Origin of the sequence: Pseudorhizobium marinum, assembly GCF_000705355.1 — a bacterium.
GTDB lineage: Bacteria > Pseudomonadota > Alphaproteobacteria > Rhizobiales > Rhizobiaceae > Neorhizobium > Neorhizobium pelagicum.
Map to the genome: position 1 here is coordinate 69382 of NZ_JMQK01000021.1, position 13859 is coordinate 83240.

15 protein-coding genes are annotated in these 13859 nt (G+C 61.2%); 5 read left to right on the forward strand and 10 right to left on the reverse strand.

Annotated features, from left to right (window positions below; genetic code table 11):
- Positions 1 to 7 precede the first annotated feature (7 nt).
- Positions 8 to 277 (reverse strand): EF-hand domain-containing protein, encoded by a 270-nt coding sequence (locus tag EO99_RS0120550; protein ID WP_029620463.1) that lies wholly within the window; start codon positions 275 to 277, stop codon positions 8 to 10.
- A gap of 65 nt (positions 278 to 342) precedes the next feature.
- Positions 343 to 2154: an ABC transporter ATP-binding protein/permease gene (locus EO99_RS0120555; protein ID WP_051679996.1), complete on the reverse strand. Its 1812-nt coding sequence runs from the start codon at positions 2152 to 2154 to the stop codon at positions 343 to 345.
- Between the two features lie 166 nt (positions 2155 to 2320).
- Here EO99_RS0120555 and EO99_RS0120560 point away from each other — a divergent pair, with 166 nt between their 5' ends.
- Together EO99_RS0120560 and EO99_RS0120565 are read left to right on the forward strand one after the other, a co-directional pair.
- Entirely contained in the window at positions 2321 to 2728 is a 408-nt protein-coding gene (locus tag EO99_RS0120560; RefSeq protein ID WP_051679997.1) for a hypothetical protein, read from the forward strand.
- 196 nt (positions 2729 to 2924) lie between these two features.
- Positions 2925 to 3299 (forward strand): response regulator, encoded by a 375-nt coding sequence (locus tag EO99_RS0120565; RefSeq protein ID WP_029620466.1) that lies wholly within the window; start codon positions 2925 to 2927, stop codon positions 3297 to 3299.
- Between the two features lie 10 nt (positions 3300 to 3309).
- On the opposite strand, the gene EO99_RS0120570 is transcribed toward EO99_RS0120565, so the two are convergent.
- The 6 genes from EO99_RS0120570 to EO99_RS0120595 all read right to left on the reverse strand — a co-directional run bounded on the left by EO99_RS0120570 (position 3310) and on the right by EO99_RS0120595 (position 8878).
- Complete coding sequence (locus tag EO99_RS0120570; RefSeq protein ID WP_029620467.1) at positions 3310 to 4317, reverse strand: HWE histidine kinase domain-containing protein; 1008 nt, start codon at positions 4315 to 4317, stop codon at positions 3310 to 3312.
- Positions 4314 to 4763 carry a response regulator gene (locus tag EO99_RS0120575; RefSeq protein WP_029620468.1) on the reverse strand — a complete coding sequence of 150 codons (450 nt, stop codon included), beginning with the start codon at positions 4761 to 4763 and terminating at the stop codon, positions 4314 to 4316. The genes EO99_RS0120570 and EO99_RS0120575 overlap by 4 nt, the downstream gene beginning before the upstream one ends.
- The gene (locus EO99_RS0120580) at positions 4756 to 6978 is read right to left on the reverse strand and encodes an ATP-binding protein (protein ID WP_235776891.1); all 2223 of its coding nucleotides are present in this window, start codon (positions 6976 to 6978) and stop codon (positions 4756 to 4758) included. Before EO99_RS0120580 ends, EO99_RS0120575 begins: the two co-directional genes overlap by 8 nt.
- Positions 6979 to 7112: 134 nt before the next feature.
- The gene (locus tag EO99_RS0120585; RefSeq protein WP_029620470.1) at positions 7113 to 7514 is read right to left on the reverse strand and encodes a DUF2177 family protein; all 402 of its coding nucleotides are present in this window, start codon (positions 7512 to 7514) and stop codon (positions 7113 to 7115) included.
- A gap of 24 nt (positions 7515 to 7538) precedes the next feature.
- Positions 7539 to 8207, reverse strand: a complete 669-nt coding sequence (locus EO99_RS0120590) for a ChrR family anti-sigma-E factor (RefSeq protein ID WP_029620471.1) — start codon at positions 8205 to 8207, stop codon at positions 7539 to 7541.
- Positions 8204 to 8878 (reverse strand): sigma-70 family RNA polymerase sigma factor, encoded by a 675-nt coding sequence (locus tag EO99_RS0120595; RefSeq protein ID WP_037112607.1) that lies wholly within the window; start codon positions 8876 to 8878, stop codon positions 8204 to 8206. The genes EO99_RS0120590 and EO99_RS0120595 overlap by 4 nt, the downstream gene beginning before the upstream one ends.
- Before the next feature lie 137 nt (positions 8879 to 9015).
- Between EO99_RS0120595 and EO99_RS0120600 the strand changes: the two genes are divergently transcribed.
- From EO99_RS0120600 to EO99_RS0120610, 3 genes are read left to right on the forward strand one after another with little or no spacing between them, the layout of a single operon-like run.
- Positions 9016 to 10368, forward strand: coding sequence for an NAD(P)/FAD-dependent oxidoreductase (locus EO99_RS0120600; protein ID WP_029620473.1), 1353 nt, complete (start codon positions 9016 to 9018; stop codon positions 10366 to 10368).
- Positions 10365 to 11147, forward strand: a complete 783-nt coding sequence (locus EO99_RS0120605; RefSeq protein ID WP_029620474.1) for a DUF1365 domain-containing protein — start codon at positions 10365 to 10367, stop codon at positions 11145 to 11147. Before EO99_RS0120600 ends, EO99_RS0120605 begins: the two co-directional genes overlap by 4 nt.
- 4 nt (positions 11148 to 11151) lie before the next feature.
- The gene (locus EO99_RS0120610; RefSeq protein ID WP_029620475.1) at positions 11152 to 12369 is read left to right on the forward strand and encodes an SAM-dependent methyltransferase; all 1218 of its coding nucleotides are present in this window, start codon (positions 11152 to 11154) and stop codon (positions 12367 to 12369) included.
- A 14-nt stretch (positions 12370 to 12383) separates the two neighbouring features.
- Here EO99_RS0120610 and EO99_RS0120615 read toward each other — a convergent pair whose 3' ends face one another.
- Both EO99_RS0120615 and EO99_RS0120620 read right to left on the reverse strand, forming a co-directional pair.
- Complete coding sequence (locus tag EO99_RS0120615) at positions 12384 to 13160, reverse strand: SDR family NAD(P)-dependent oxidoreductase (RefSeq protein ID WP_051679998.1); 777 nt, start codon at positions 13158 to 13160, stop codon at positions 12384 to 12386.
- Positions 13161 to 13262: 102 nt separating this feature from the next.
- Positions 13263 to 13448, reverse strand: a complete 186-nt coding sequence (locus EO99_RS0120620) for a DUF2735 domain-containing protein (protein WP_029620477.1) — start codon at positions 13446 to 13448, stop codon at positions 13263 to 13265.
- Positions 13449 to 13859: the final 411 nt, after the last annotated feature.

A 13859-nucleotide genomic window follows, 5' to 3' on the forward strand; every position in this document is an offset into this window, starting at 1 on the left:
CCGGTCGTCAGCGCATCGCAGCGACTTCGGCCGCCGTCACCAGGCCGTCGCCGTTCTTGTCGATCCGGTCGAAGGCGAGCCCATAGCGGCCCGCGGCCTTGACCTTCTGGGCCTGCGCCCGGCCTGCCTCCGCAAGACCATCGATGAAGGTTTTGAACTCGACAGGCGTCAGAGCACCGTCCCCGGAGGTATCGGCGCGGGAAAAGGCATCCTGTTGCCCATGCACCGGTCCTGCCAGCAGCGCCGCAGCGAGAACAAGTGTCCACCGGACGTTCATATGCTCCTCCTCTCCAACCGTTTCCGGACAACTATCTCCTGAAATGTCGTGCAAAGAAAGATCCCTCAGCTTGTTCCGCGCACTGACCTTGGCGACGGGGCGGTGGGGGGCGTCTCTGACGGAAAGAACGACAGCGGCTGAAGGTGAATGAGCCGCGGTCGGGTAACAGCTTCGAAGGCGGGGCTCCGGCCGATATAGATGAGGGCGGTGTCTGTCATCCGCGACAGAACGTCTGCCAGCTCCCGCTGGGTCTCCTCTTCCAGCCCTTCAAGAATGTCATCGATCACAAGCCAATCGGGCTCGATCAGCAGGGCGTTGGCGATCCGCAACCGGATCTGATCCTCTTCGGCGAGCTTTCGATCCCAGCGCTCCAGAAGATCGAGCGCGGCGGCCAGCGGCGAAAGACCCACCTCGTCAAGCACGGCCAGAAGCCTGTCATCCTGGAAAGCTGCCGGATCGAAGGGATAGGCAAGTGCCTCTCGCAGGCTGGCGTGAGGGAAATAGCCCTTCTGCGGCATGAACAGCATTCGCCCATCGGGCGGCGTTGCAATCTCTCCGCTTCCCCATTCCCAGGCTCCCGCCAGCGCCTGAAACAGGAAGCGGCGATCAGCGCCTGCCTCGCCGTTGATCATCAGCCGTTCACCGGTGTGGAAGACCTCATCGCTGGGCAGGCGCAGCCCGTGATTGCGCGAGGAGCCGCCCTGCGCGGCATAGAGCTCCAGCCCCCTGAGCACGATCGTTCGGTCGCCGGTCGTCGAATAGCGGATGCCTTCCCGTTGCGGCTCCTTCTCCAAGGCCGTAAGGGCGTTGCGAAACGTCGAGACCCGCATCAAAGTGGCCTTCCAGTCCGCGATCTGGCGAAAGTTGTCGACGTACCAGCGCAGGGCGGCATTGACCTGGTTGAAGGCGCCGACGGCCATCATCAGGCCGCCAAAGGTCAGGTTCCCGGCAAAGTAGACCGGCGCCGCGATCAGGATCGGTGCAACGGTCGAGAGCCAGCCGAAGCCCGCGGAGACCCAGGTGAGGTGCGTATAACCCAGTGCCAGGCGGCGAATGACATGGAGCACCGTGCTGATCGCGCCATGGATGCGCTTGCGTTCGTTCTCCTCTCCCCTCGCCAGAGTGATGGCCACCAGGTTCTCGTTGGTGCGCATCAAGGCAAAGCGCAGCTCCGCTTCCTTGGCATAGCGGTCGGCATTCAGAGCGGGAAGCCGGCGTCCCACAACGTTGCTGAGCAGGGACGCCAGGCCGGCATAGAGCAAAGCTGCCCAGACCATGTAGCCGGGTATGGCCACCTCATCACCGCCGATGCTGAAGCGGAAGGTGTCCGAAATGGCCCACAGCACGCCCACAAAGCTGGCAAGCAGAATGGTGGAGTTCACAAGGCCGATCGCCAGCGACGTCGTCAGCTCGGAGAGGTTGCGGGCGTCCTCGTGCAGACGTTGGTCCGGGTTGATGCCGATGGCGCCGAGATGAGCGAGCTTGAGCGCGCGTCCCGGCTTGAGCCAGAGGTTGATCAGGTCGCGGGCCAATCCCTCGCGCATGAAGAGCGCCGTGATCTGGTTGAGCCAGGCCTGGATGACGTTGAGCACAAGAAGCGAGCCGGCAATGACGGCGAAGACCTGCAGCTGCTGAATGAAAGTGCTCAGGTCACGGCGTTCCAGCGCATTGAAGAAGGGCACGTTCCACTGGTTCAGGCGGTATTGCGCATAGACCGTGGCGAGAATGACAACAAGAAGCGCCACGGTGTATGTCAGCACGCGGTTTCGGACGCCGGATTGCCAGAAGGCACCCAGCATCATGACGATCTGCCGGGAGAAGGGGAGAGAAAACTCGCGAACCTCATCCTTTAAGGCCCATATGGTGTCCTGCTGCATCTCCCGATAAACCCCGACAGGCTGGCCAACTGCGAGGCATATTGGTATCCCACGACTGCTCAAGAAACGATGAAGCAGATCAATGCCGCGTCGCCAGAATGTGCGACGGCCAGCACGACCGTGCCGACTTGTCCAATCAACCCGGGAGGCGATCAAGATCGACAGCATGCCGAAGAAACAGAAACGCCGAAAGGATCTTGAGCGGCCGTCCAAAGAGGCTGAGTTGTCGCGGCTGGCAAAGCTTGAGAAGGCTTGGGTCAAGGCGAGCGATGAAGAGCGGCTGCTGTTTCTGAAAAGGGTTGCGACGCAGGACGTCGATCTTTGGTCCGCCATCGATCCCGACAGGCAGCAGTTGATCGCCGACGGCCGCTATCTGTTGCCGTCGACGGTGACCCGGATCGAGCGGATCATGGCGAAGCGGAGCATACGACCGGACGAGGTGACGGCCGAGATCGGCTTTCCAGGCGAGGGAAAGACACTCATTCGGGCGCTGGCAAAAGGGGCAAGCCTGCGCCTGGCGATGGTGAAGGCGCTTGATGCATGGCTGAAGAGGCAGGCGCTGAGAGGCAGCTGATGTCGCCAGGGCTGCAGCAATGGGTACTATCGCAGCTGCATCAGCATCACATTTTGGTGCTCTCTCACCTGCATCCCGTTTCTCCGTATCACCTTGAAATCTCTTGCAGGAGAAACAGATAGATCGTCGTTGTCTGCTTGTCCGGGAACGCGACAGGCGGGAGTCCGAGTGGGGAAAGCAAAGAGGCCGCAGCATCATGAAAATTCTGGTCCTGGAAGACGACGTGCTCCTCGCGATGGACGTTGAAGATCACCTGACCGAGCAGGGTGTGCGTGTGGTCGGACCGTTCGGTCGCATTTCGCAGGCCCTGGAGGCGGTGGCGTCCACGGATCTGGACGGTGCCATCCTCGATCTCAACCTCAACGGCGAACTGTCTTTCCCGGTCATCGAGGCGTTGCAGTCGAAGGGCGTCCCGCTCATCGTGTGCAGCGGTTACGCGGAACTGCCGGAGTTGAAGTCGAAGCTTGCCGGCTTGCCGCTCCTTGCCAAGCCCTGGAGCCCTCAGAAGCTCGCCAAGCTGATGGACAAGCATTTTTCCAACAAGCCTGAGCAGAGTGCCCGCAACGGCTAAAGTCGCCCCGTCATTCTGTCGCCGAGAGCGGGAAGGTGATATCGCAGACCAGCCCAGTCGGGTTGTAGTGGAGCGTCACGTCACCCTCCAGTTCATAGCGGATGCTGCGGTCTATGAGGGTCGCGCCGAAGCCCTTGTCCTCCGGCACCCGTACAGCCGGTCCATCGATTTCCTGCCAACGTATCACCACCACATCCGCAGCACTCCGATCCCAAGAAATCTTCACCACCCCATGGTCGTTTGACAGCGCTCCATGCTTCACGGCGTTGGTGGCAAGCTCGTTCAGGACCATGCCGAGCGCAAGCGCCGCCTTGGGCGGCAGCATCGTGAGCGTTCCCGGCTCCAGTTTGATGCGCGTGCCATTGCGATCCTGCGGTGCGATTGTCCGCCTGATCACTTCAAGGAGCTCCGCCTCGCTCCAGTTCGTCTCGAACAGGAGCGCATGGGCATCGGCCATTGCCCGCAGCCGCCCCAGCAGATTGTCGACGTAGTCATCGACGTTGTCGCTGGTCTTGACGGTCCTTCGCACCAGCGACATGACCACAGCCATCGTGTTCTTGACCCGGTGGCTGAGTTCGCGGACCAGGAGTTCCTTCTGGTTCTCGGCCCTCCGGCGCTCCACCCTTTCACGAGCTTCTGCCAAGGCGCGCTCGACCGCTGCCGGTAGCCGGATCAGACGCTGTTTCAGCACATAGTCCGTTGCGCCGCGCCGAAACGATTCAATTGCCACCTCTTCACCGAGGATCCCGGACACGAAGATGAAGGGGACTTCCGGAACGGCCTCGCGGGCCATCTCCAGTGCGCTCATCCCATCAAAGTCCGGCAGCGAGAAATCGGCGAGAATGACATCGAAGTCAGGTGCCTCGAGCGCTTCGATGTACTCGCGCCGATTCGTTGCATGATGAAGCACGGGCTGGGGGGTAATGGTCTCCAGGTGCTCGCGGATCAACTCCGCATCAAGACGGCTGTCCTCAAGCATGAGGATGCGCGGCGGGCGCGAACGCCTATTTTGCGTCATTGGGGTCGATATCCAGGTGGGGGTTCGTTCAGCAGCGCCCAGAAGACGCCGAGATCCTGAATGGCCTTGAAGAACTCGTTGAACTCGACAGGCTTGACGACGAAGGCATTGACCCCAAGCTGGTAGCTGCGCACGAGATCCTGCTCCTCGCGGGAGGAAGTCAGCATGACGATCGGGATATGTCGCAGCTTGGGGTCCTGCTTCACGCGTTCCAGAACCTCCAGACCGTCGACCTTCGGAAGCTTCAGGTCCAGCAGGACCACTGTGGGGTCTCCCTCGTCCCGCTTGGCGTACTGCCCGGTCGAAAACAGGTAGTCCACCGCCTCTGCACCATCGCGTGCAATGACGATGTCGTTGGCAAGCTGACATTTCTCGAGAGCGGCAAGCGTCAGCTCAAGGTCGCGAGGACTGTCCTCCACGAGCAGTATCGGTCGCAGTTCAGGCAAGCGCACGGCCTTTCTTCTCAGGTGTCGGCAATGCGAAGGTAAAGGTTGCGCCTTTGTCCTCTTCGCCGGTTGCCTTCACGGTTCCATTGTGGCGTTCGACGATCCGTCGAACGAGCGCAAGACCGATGCCGGTTCCGTCGAAGTCTTCCGCGCGCTGCAAACGCTGGAAGACGCCAAAAAGTTTCCCCACGTAAGCCATGTCGAAGCCAACGCCATTGTCCGAGATCGAATAGACGGTCACGTCGTCCGCTGTCGATCCGTCGATGGAAATGACTGCGGGTTCCCGGTCGCGGGAATATTTTACCGCATTGTCGATCAGATTGTACCAGACCTGCCGCAACAGCGTGGCGTCGCCCCAGGCGGTCGGGAGGCGTCCTATCTTCCACTCCACCTGCCGATCGGGACGGCTCAGCATGACGCTCTTGATGACTTCCTCGACGAGCTTGTTCATGTCGACATTCTTGGACGCGATCGAAGCGCGTCCAAGCTGCGAAAAGTTCAAGAGGTCGTCCACGAGACGGCCTGCGGCCAGGGCCGATTCAGAAATATTTCGCAGGTAGTGCTGGGATTTGGCATCGAGTGAGGTTTCGCGCTCGCGCAGCAGTTGGGCAAACCCGACGATATGGCGGAAGGGTGCACGCAGGTCATGCGACACCGAATAGGAGAAGGCTTCCAACTCCTTGTTTGACCGGCGAAGTTCACTCGTCAGCTCGGCCAGTTCCTCCGCCCTGCGCAGGACTATGCCGACGATGGCACGATGCAGATCTCGCGCTGCAGAAAGCTCAGACTCCGTCCATGGCTTCGCTTGCTGATGCACCTGTTCGCGCCAGGCATCGAAGGAGTTGCGTGGATGAATTCGTCCTTCTTCCGTCACCAGTTTATGCGGATTGCCACCCCATTTCACCGTGCGCACCACTTCCGGGCGGAACCAGATGACCCAGCTCGGGTGGAGCTCGGAAATGCGGACAGCTAAGACACCGCTTGCAGATGCGGCGAACGCGGATGCCGGCGGCAATTCCGATGCAAGCGAATGGCTGGCGAAGAGGTCGGCGTCTCTTCGTTCTTCTTCCAGCCATCTGACGATCGTGCGAACCTCATCCTCGCGGGGACACTCGCCCACGGTGAAATAGCCGGTTTCGGTGATGATGGCTGCGCCATCGGCACCGACCTGAGCCAGCAGATCATCTCCCGCATCTATCAGTTCCTCAGGCCAGTTCGTGCCGGACGACATCAAGGTCAGAAGGCGCGATGTAATCCGGCCAAGCTGAGCGCGGCTGGCGGAGCTCACTTCGCGCTGCTGCGCCGCGATGCGCATGGCAAGGGACTGGACGATGAGCTCGCAGACGTCGCGCGTGACGATGCCGACATAGTGGGGCGTTGCGCTATGGCATGAAACGAGCCCCCAAAGCCGCCCGTCGATCATGATCGATACGGACATCGAGGCTGCCGTTCCCATGTTGCGCATGTACTCAAGATGGACGGGAGACACGCTTCGCAGCTGGGCAAAGCTCAAGTCCAGCGGCGTCTGTGTATCAGGGTTGGCGACGGGAATGATCGGAACGGCATCATAGGTGGCATTGGGAATGATGCGGACAGGGTTTGCGGCGTAAAGCGCGCGTGCCTGGGCCGGAATGTCGGAGGCCGGAAAGCGCAGATCGAGGTAGGAAGGCAAGGCACCGTTGCCAGCCTCTGCAACCACCTGTCCGTTCCAATCCTCGTCGAACCGATAGACGAGCGCACGATCGAAGCCGGTCAGCTGCCGGAGAAACCGGGCGGTTACCTGCAGGGAAGCGTCGTGATCCGCCTGCTGCGCCAACGTCTGCACGAAGCTGCGCAAACTCGTGAATGTCTGTGATGCGGTTTGTGGCTCTTCCCGTTCCGCTTCGACGATGATGGAGCGTCCCGAGCGATGAGCGACGACGATGAGACCATAGGCAGCTACCGGAATCTGAAGGGTCGGTTCCGGAGTCTGGTGCCATTGCAAAATGGAGTCGAGCAGACCGCCAACGGTACCCCGCGGGCGTTGACCGACCATGACGTCATCGCCGAGGTAGTCGGTTACGTTTGTGCTTGCCTGCACGACGATCATGTCGGAGGCACGAAGCACGAAGAGAGCCCCATGGGGTTGGATGGCGCCCGGAATGTGGATCGGTTCGCGAGCACAGGTCTCCAGATCCGGTGTCGTGATATCTGCTATTACTGATCCTCCGCCCACCTTGCGATGGGTTGAACATGTGTTGCGATCATGGCGACGGTATCGGGGCCGGCAACTGCGCGTGCCGCAGGATATCGATCGAAAACACAATGTAAACACGTTGGTGGCCGGTGCCGACAAAGTGTCTGGCGATCTCAGACAAGCTTCTGCGTGATGAAAAAGCCCATGACCGCTGCAAAGGACGTCAGGATCGTCCCCCAGGACATGTCAACGACCGTCATGATGATCGGCCAGTTCTTCAGGGTCGCGAGATTGGTCATGTCGTAAGTACCGTAGGCGATGAATCCGAGGATGGCGCCGGCGATTGCGGCTTGCGTCCAGCCGCCGCCATTGAGGGCCGGCATCACTGCGAAATAGACGACGCCTGCCACATAGACGAGATAGAAGACTGCCGCCGCTGCAAAGTTCGGCTGCTCCAGCATCATGTTGCCGATCCAGCCGCGATAATAGGTTGTTGCCACCCGTCCGAGCCAAAGGGCATCGATTCCGAGAAACACGATGGCGGTCGACACATAGGCTACCACGGGCGTCAGCATTGTTGTTTCCTCATCGCCAATCGGTCAGATCTTCAGGATCGGCTGGATCATGCGGACGATCCAGCTGGTGAACCTCAACGGTGCTTCGGTGACCGCCAGGCAGATACAGTCTTCGCCTTCCGACGCGGTCGGCGTGTGCAGAAGATCGTCGTCTGCTTCTTCGATGTCCCCGCGCGCGAAGACGCTTTCCCCGTCACGAAAGCTGCCGGACAAAACCAGCGTCAGCTCCCGGCCGCTGTGCGTGTGCTCCGGCACGGGCTTGCCTGCCGGAATTCTCAAAAGGCGCACCTGCGTCGAGGGATCATCGGTCGGGATACGGATGTGATAGGCGCCGCGGCCCAATGCGCGCCACTTCAGACCCTCGACGTCGCTTCCCAGATAGGAGCGAAGCGGTTCCGGAATGACGGCCGCTGGCCGGTGTTCGCTCCGGGGCTTGGATTTGCTTTCCGGCTGGGGCGCCTTGCTACCTTCAAGGCGGGCACGCATCCGCTGCCAGGACTCATCGTCCGCAACCGGTTCTACGGAGATCTTGTCGAGAAGCGCTCCGGCTGCGCCCTCCATGGCGTCAAGCTGGCGCCGGCAGGTCGGGCACAATGCCAAGTGCGTGGCGATGGCAAGGCTCCACCCTTCCGACAGAGTGCCGGCTGCGTAGTCCAGCAGCAGCTCGTCGCTGATGTGATGTCGAACGCTCATCGCCGATCCTCCAGCGCATCGCGCAGCTTGGAAAATGCCAGCCGTATGCGGGATTTGACCGTGCCGAGCGGCAGACCCATCTGCTCGGCAATTGCGGAGTGGGGCTTGTCTTCAAAGAAGGCCATTTTCAGCACATCCTGCTGCTCCGGTGGCAAGGTCGCCAGCGCATTGCGAAGCAGTTTGGCTTCCTGCGCCTTCTCCAGTTCCCGGTCGGCTTGCGGAGCCTCCTCGGGCATCAGCGCCTGGTCGTCGAGGTCGAGAGCCGGGCGCTTGCGCCTGTAGGCATCGATGCGAATATTGCGGGCGATGGTGAAGATCCAGGCCGACGCATTGCCGCGATCCGGATCGAACTGGGCAGCCTTGGTCCATACCGAGCTCATGGTTTCCTGCATCAGTTCTTCCGCCGCCTGCCTGTCCTTTGTCTTCATCGTCATGAACGCGCGAACCTTCGGCGCATAGAAGCGGAACAAGGCTTCGAACGCTTCGACATTGCGACTTTCTCCTACGGTCACGAGCAGGCGCGCCAATTCCGCGGGATCAACATCACCGCCTTTGAGCTTTGGGGAATTGGGTTGCGTCATGCCGATGTCACGCCTTAGGGATCGCCGCCGAATGATGGCGAGCGTCTCGTTCTGGCATGTCTCCGACCCGATGTGAATGCTCAAGCTCATGGTCGCCTTTACGGCAGCCTCTTGCCCCCGGATCATTGGAAACCGTCAGCCGCAGAAAAAAATGCTCTTGGCAATCCGGGCGCGCCGTATAGCCGTAGATCGAGGGACAACAGCGACAGCGGGAGAGTTTGCGTAACATGGGGCAGAACAGCGTGGCCGACACGACAGGAAAGCGTATTGCGGTCATCGGGTCGGGTATCAGCGGGCTTTCCGCCGCATGGCTGATGGCAAAGAGCCATGACGTGACCCTTTACGAAGCGGCCGAGCGCCTGGGTGGCCATGCCAACACGGTGACGGTGCCGGTCGGAGAGGGCGAGGTCAGCGTCGACACCGGCTTCATCGTCTACAACGAGCTCAACTACCCCAATCTCGTGGCACTCTTTCGGCACCTCAACGTTCCGACGGCGGCCTCCGACATGTCGTTTGCGGCTTCGCTCGACGGCGGCGCCTTCGAATATTCGGGAACCGGCATCAGCGGCCTCCTCGCCCAGCGCAGCAACCTGGCGCGGCCGCGTTTCTGGCGGATGATGTCGGACATCCTGCGGTTCTACAAAAAGTCTGCAGAGCTGCTGTCCGATCCCGGGCTGGATGGATTGTCGCTCGGCGAGTTTCTCGATCGCGGTGGCTATTCCCAGGCGTTCATCGACGATCACCTTCTCCCGATGGGAGCGGCGATCTGGTCCACATCTTCGGGAGAAATGCGGTCCTATCCGCTCAAGGCCTTCCTGCGCTTCTTCGTCAATCACGGTCTGACCACGATCTCCGGACGGCCGAAGTGGCGAACGGTGGAGGGGGGAAGCCGCGAGTATGTTCGCCGCATAGCGCAGGACTTTGCGGGCACCATCCGCCTGAACAGCGCTGTCGTCGAACTGCGGCGCGAGGGCGATCATGTGGTCGTTACCGATGCTGGCGGTGCCACCGACCGGTTCGACGATGTCGTGGTCGCCACCCATGCGGATGATGCCCTCGCCATGCTGGCGGATGCGGACGATCTCGAGCGGCAGACGCTTGGGGCTTTCCGCTATACATCCAATACCGCGGTGCTGCATACCGATCCGCATCTGATGCCGAAGCGCCGCGCCGTCTGGTCGAGCTGGAACTACATCAGCGGCGGGCCGGGGCTCGGCAACAGCGATCTCTGCGTGACCTACTGGATGAACAGGCTCCAGAATATCGACCCGCAGCACCCGCTGTTCGTCACCCTCAATCCCTGCCGCCGGATACGCCCGGATGCCATCAAGGGCACTTTCGAATACTCCCACCCGCTGTTCGATGAGGCCGCGCTGCAAGCCCAGCAGCAGATATGGGATCTTCAGGGCCGCCGGAAGATCTGGTTTTGTGGTGCCCATTTCGGCAGCGGCTTCCATGAAGACGGGCTGCAGGCAGGGCTGGCGGTGGCCGAAAGGCTCACCGGAACGCACCGGCCGTGGCAGGTCGCCAACCCGTCCGGCCGCATCTTTGCGGCCATGCCGCTCGAGGCTGCCGAATGACAGAAACATCCGCGCTTTATCTGGGGGACGTGGTTCACAGGCGACATCGACCGGCGATGCACAGACTGCGATACCGCGTGTTCTCGTTGCTGCTCGACCTCGACGATCTGGCGGGGCTTGACCGGCGGCTCCGGCTGTTCGGCCACAATCGCGCGGCAGCCATCGGCTTCCGTGATAGCGACCATGGAACCGGCGAAGCCGGAGCGCTTCGGGACTGGGTGGAGGGGCATCTTGAGAGTGCCGGTCTGGAAACGGGCGACATCCGCATCCGCATCCTTTGCTATCCGCGCATCTTCGGGTACGTTTTCAATCCGATTACCGTCTATTTCTGTGAAACGCGATACGGGCGTTTGCTGGCGATCCTCTACGAGGTCTGCAATACCTTCCACGAACGCCATACCTATGTCATTCCGGTGGCCGACGGCACGCAGCAGACAGTCAGGCACGCCTGCAAGAAGGAGCTGTATGTCTCTCCCTTCGTGCCGATGGACTGCACCTATCACTTCCGCACCGGCCGCCCTGGAGATGCCGTGATGATCGCAATCAACGAGAGCGATGAAACAGGCCCGCTGCTCTATGCCAGCTTCGTCGGCGTGCGCCGTCCCCTGACGGACGCCACGTTGTTGAAAGCGCTGGTTGCACTTCCGCTGATGACCCTCAAGATCATGGCTGGTATTCATTGGGAGGCTCTGAAACTCTGGCTCAAGGGCGTGCCGGTTCACCGGCACAAGCCGAGCCTGCAGCGCAGGGCGAGTTCACTTGTTCCGGTCAACGAGTAAGCAGATGAGTCATATCCCCGAAAGCCGCGCTTCCTTTGCCTCCTCCCCGATGCCCATGTGGCAGAAGTCCCTGTGCCGCTGGGCAGACCGCATCGCCGTAGGGCATCTGACGGTGCGTTTTCCCGGTGGACAGGAACGTCATTTCGCCGGTGCCGAGCGGGGGCCGGCCGCGACGATCCGTTTGAACAATGCGCAGCCGGTGCGGCGCCTCCTCAGCGGCGGAGCGCTCGGGTTTTCACGGGCCTATCTGGATGGAGACTGGGAGACGCCGGACCTCGGTGCCGTTCTGGAACTGGTGGTTGCCAATGACCAGGTCTGGCGGCCGGTAACGCTGGCGGGTCCGCTCAGGGCGGCGGTCGCCTTCCTCCAGCACCGGCTGCGCCGCAACTCGCGCGCCGGCAGCCGTCGCAACATCGCCTTCCACTATGACCTTGGGAACGAGTTCTACCGGTTGTGGCTGGACGAGACCATGACCTATTCCTCGGCCCTCTACACCCAGCCCGACATGACGCTTGCGGATGCGCAGCGGGAAAAATACCGGCGGATCCTGAGCGCCCTGAACATCGGGCCGGACGATCATGTCCTGGAGATCGGCTGCGGCTGGGGCGGATTTGCCGAATATGCCATCCGGGAGACCGGCTGCCGGGTCACCGGCCTCACCCTGTCGCGCGAGCAGGCGGCTTTCGCACGGGAGCGGCTGCAGCATAAGGGGCTCGCCGACCGGGCCGACATCCGGCTGGAGGACTACCGCGACTGCAGCGGGTCGTTCGACAAGATCGTGTCGATCGAGATGTTCGAGGCCGTGGGCGAGGAGAACTGGCCTACCTATTTCGATCGGGTGCGTGCGCTCCTGGCCGCAGGCGGGGAGGCGCTGATCCAGACGATCACGATCGCCGAGGACCGTTTTGCGAACTACCGGCGCAACGCCGACTTCATCCAGACTTATATTTTTCCCGGCGGAATGCTGCCGTCTGTTCGCGCCTTCCGGGAAGGGGTGACGGCGGCCGGACTTGCGGTCGACGATGAATTCCGGTTCGGACAAGACTATGCCCGCACGCTTGTCGCGTGGGACCGGGAGTTTTGCACCAACTGGGCGGTGATCGCAAAGCTCGGCTTCGACCAGCGGTTCTTCCGGATGTGGCACTACTACCTGCACTACTGCGCAGTGGGCTTCCGCACCGGCCGTATCGATGTGGTGCAATTCAAGCTCTTACGCCCCTGAGGACCTGAGTGCGGTCAGCGGCGCAGCATCTTGCGCGTGATCATGAACAGCAGCGGTCGAGGCAGGGCGTTCAGGAGCTTGATCGCGACGGCCATCTTCCAGGGGAAGATGATCTCGAACCGGCCGCTCTTCAGGCCCTTCACGATCGATTCCGCCGCTTCGTCGACACCAATCAGAAAGGGCATCGGGAAGTCGTTCTTCTGCGTCAACGGCGTTTCGACAAACCCGGGGTTGATGACGGTCAGGCGCACGCCTTCCTTCTCAAGCTCCGGATAGAGGCCCTCGCAGAGATTGATCAGGGCGGCTTTGGTCGCTCCGTAGAAAGCTCCCCCCGGCAGTCCGACATAGCCGGCCACGGAGGCAACGACTGCGATGTGTCCGGCGCGGCGCGCCACCATCTTCGGAATGACGGCATCCAGGCAATACCCGGTGCCAATGACGTTGAGTGTCATGACCTCGGCGAGGTCCTTGCCCTGGAAGCGGGTGGCGCTGTCGCGCTTGTAGCTACCGGCGGAGAAAAGCGCGAGGTCAAGCGGCCCCATCCTGTCCTCGATCTCGGCCACGGTCGCAGCCACGGCATCCTGCTGGGTCACGTCTACTGGAAAGGACAGGATGCGCCCCGGCCGGAGTGCCTCCAGTTCGGCCAGCTTGTCGGTGCTGCGGGCGCTTGCGGCTACCTGCCATCCCTCGTCGGCCAGCCTGAGCGCGACAGCCCGGCCGATACCCGAACTCGCGCCGGTGATCCAGGCGATTTTGTTGATGCTGGATGGGGAGGTGTCTGGGGAGGCCATGCCGTATCTCCGATCGTCATACGTTCACTTACGCAGCGATCACGGAGATGGTTCTGTCAGCCGATGTTTTTCGTCAGATCGGTCTCTGACCAAGGAATGCTGTCAGTCGTGGCGCGTCGGCTTCACGTCGTCGCGTATGGCCTCGTCATGATACCAGCAGCTGTCGAAGGCAAGGTCCGAAAACCGTGTCGCGTCATTGCCGGGCTCGCTCAGGGCGGCGCGCTTCGTCACCCGGTTGATCGGGAACTGGTAGATCTTGGCTGTTACACGCTCGAAACCTGCTGTCATGGTGCTGTTCCTCGTGGCGGTCCTGACCTCAGTCTATTAGCACATATTTTGCGCATTTGCACTCATATTCATCATGAGCTGCAATGATCGGCATCAGTCGCCGTTTCTGTTGTCCACTCCGTCCAACGGGCGCGATGGCTGTCAGTTCCAAGACCGTGAGACGGTCGGCGATATTGATATGAGAAGAATCAAGGAAAAGCGTCGGATGCTCAATGCTTCAGCGCCTCCTAACATGCCGCATTTTTGGCCTCTCAGCCGATTTGGTCGCGAGTTGGCACGCCACATGCATCATCTCGTTCATCCAGCGACCGCCAAGCCCTCCGGGAGCTTTCGGAAAGCGGGTGGCGCTACGAACGCACCATGGTTTGAGAGAGAGTAAGATGACAAAATACAAGCTCGAATACATTTGGC

Bases quoted from the DNA above. Each gene is read 5' to 3' on its own strand.
- EO99_RS0120555 (WP_051679996.1), bottom strand. From the start codon at position 2,154: ATGCAGCAGGACACCATATGGGCCTTAAAGGATGAGGTTCGCGAGTTT.
- EO99_RS0120600 (WP_029620473.1), top strand. From the start codon at position 9,016: ATGGGGCAGAACAGCGTGGCCGACACGACAGGAAAGCGTATTGCGGTC.
- EO99_RS0120605 (WP_029620474.1), top strand. From the start codon at position 10,365: ATGACAGAAACATCCGCGCTTTATCTGGGGGACGTGGTTCACAGGCGA.
- EO99_RS0120565 (WP_029620466.1), top strand. From the start codon at position 2,925: ATGAAAATTCTGGTCCTGGAAGACGACGTGCTCCTCGCGATGGACGTT.
- EO99_RS0120590 (WP_029620471.1), bottom strand. From the start codon at position 8,207: ATGAGCGTTCGACATCACATCAGCGACGAGCTGCTGCTGGACTACGCA.
- EO99_RS0120615 (WP_051679998.1), bottom strand. From the start codon at position 13,160: ATGGCCTCCCCAGACACCTCCCCATCCAGCATCAACAAAATCGCCTGG.
- EO99_RS0120570 (WP_029620467.1), bottom strand. From the start codon at position 4,317: ATGACGCAAAATAGGCGTTCGCGCCCGCCGCGCATCCTCATGCTTGAG.
- EO99_RS0120620 (WP_029620477.1), bottom strand. From the start codon at position 13,448: ATGACAGCAGGTTTCGAGCGTGTAACAGCCAAGATCTACCAGTTCCCG.
- EO99_RS0120610 (WP_029620475.1), top strand. From the start codon at position 11,152: ATGAGTCATATCCCCGAAAGCCGCGCTTCCTTTGCCTCCTCCCCGATG.
- EO99_RS0120550 (WP_029620463.1), bottom strand. From the start codon at position 277: ATGAACGTCCGGTGGACACTTGTTCTCGCTGCGGCGCTGCTGGCAGGA.
- EO99_RS0120595 (WP_037112607.1), bottom strand. From the start codon at position 8,878: ATGAGCTTGAGCATTCACATCGGGTCGGAGACATGCCAGAACGAGACG.
- EO99_RS0120560 (WP_051679997.1), top strand. From the start codon at position 2,321: ATGCCGAAGAAACAGAAACGCCGAAAGGATCTTGAGCGGCCGTCCAAA.
- EO99_RS0120585 (WP_029620470.1), bottom strand. From the start codon at position 7,514: ATGCTGACGCCCGTGGTAGCCTATGTGTCGACCGCCATCGTGTTTCTC.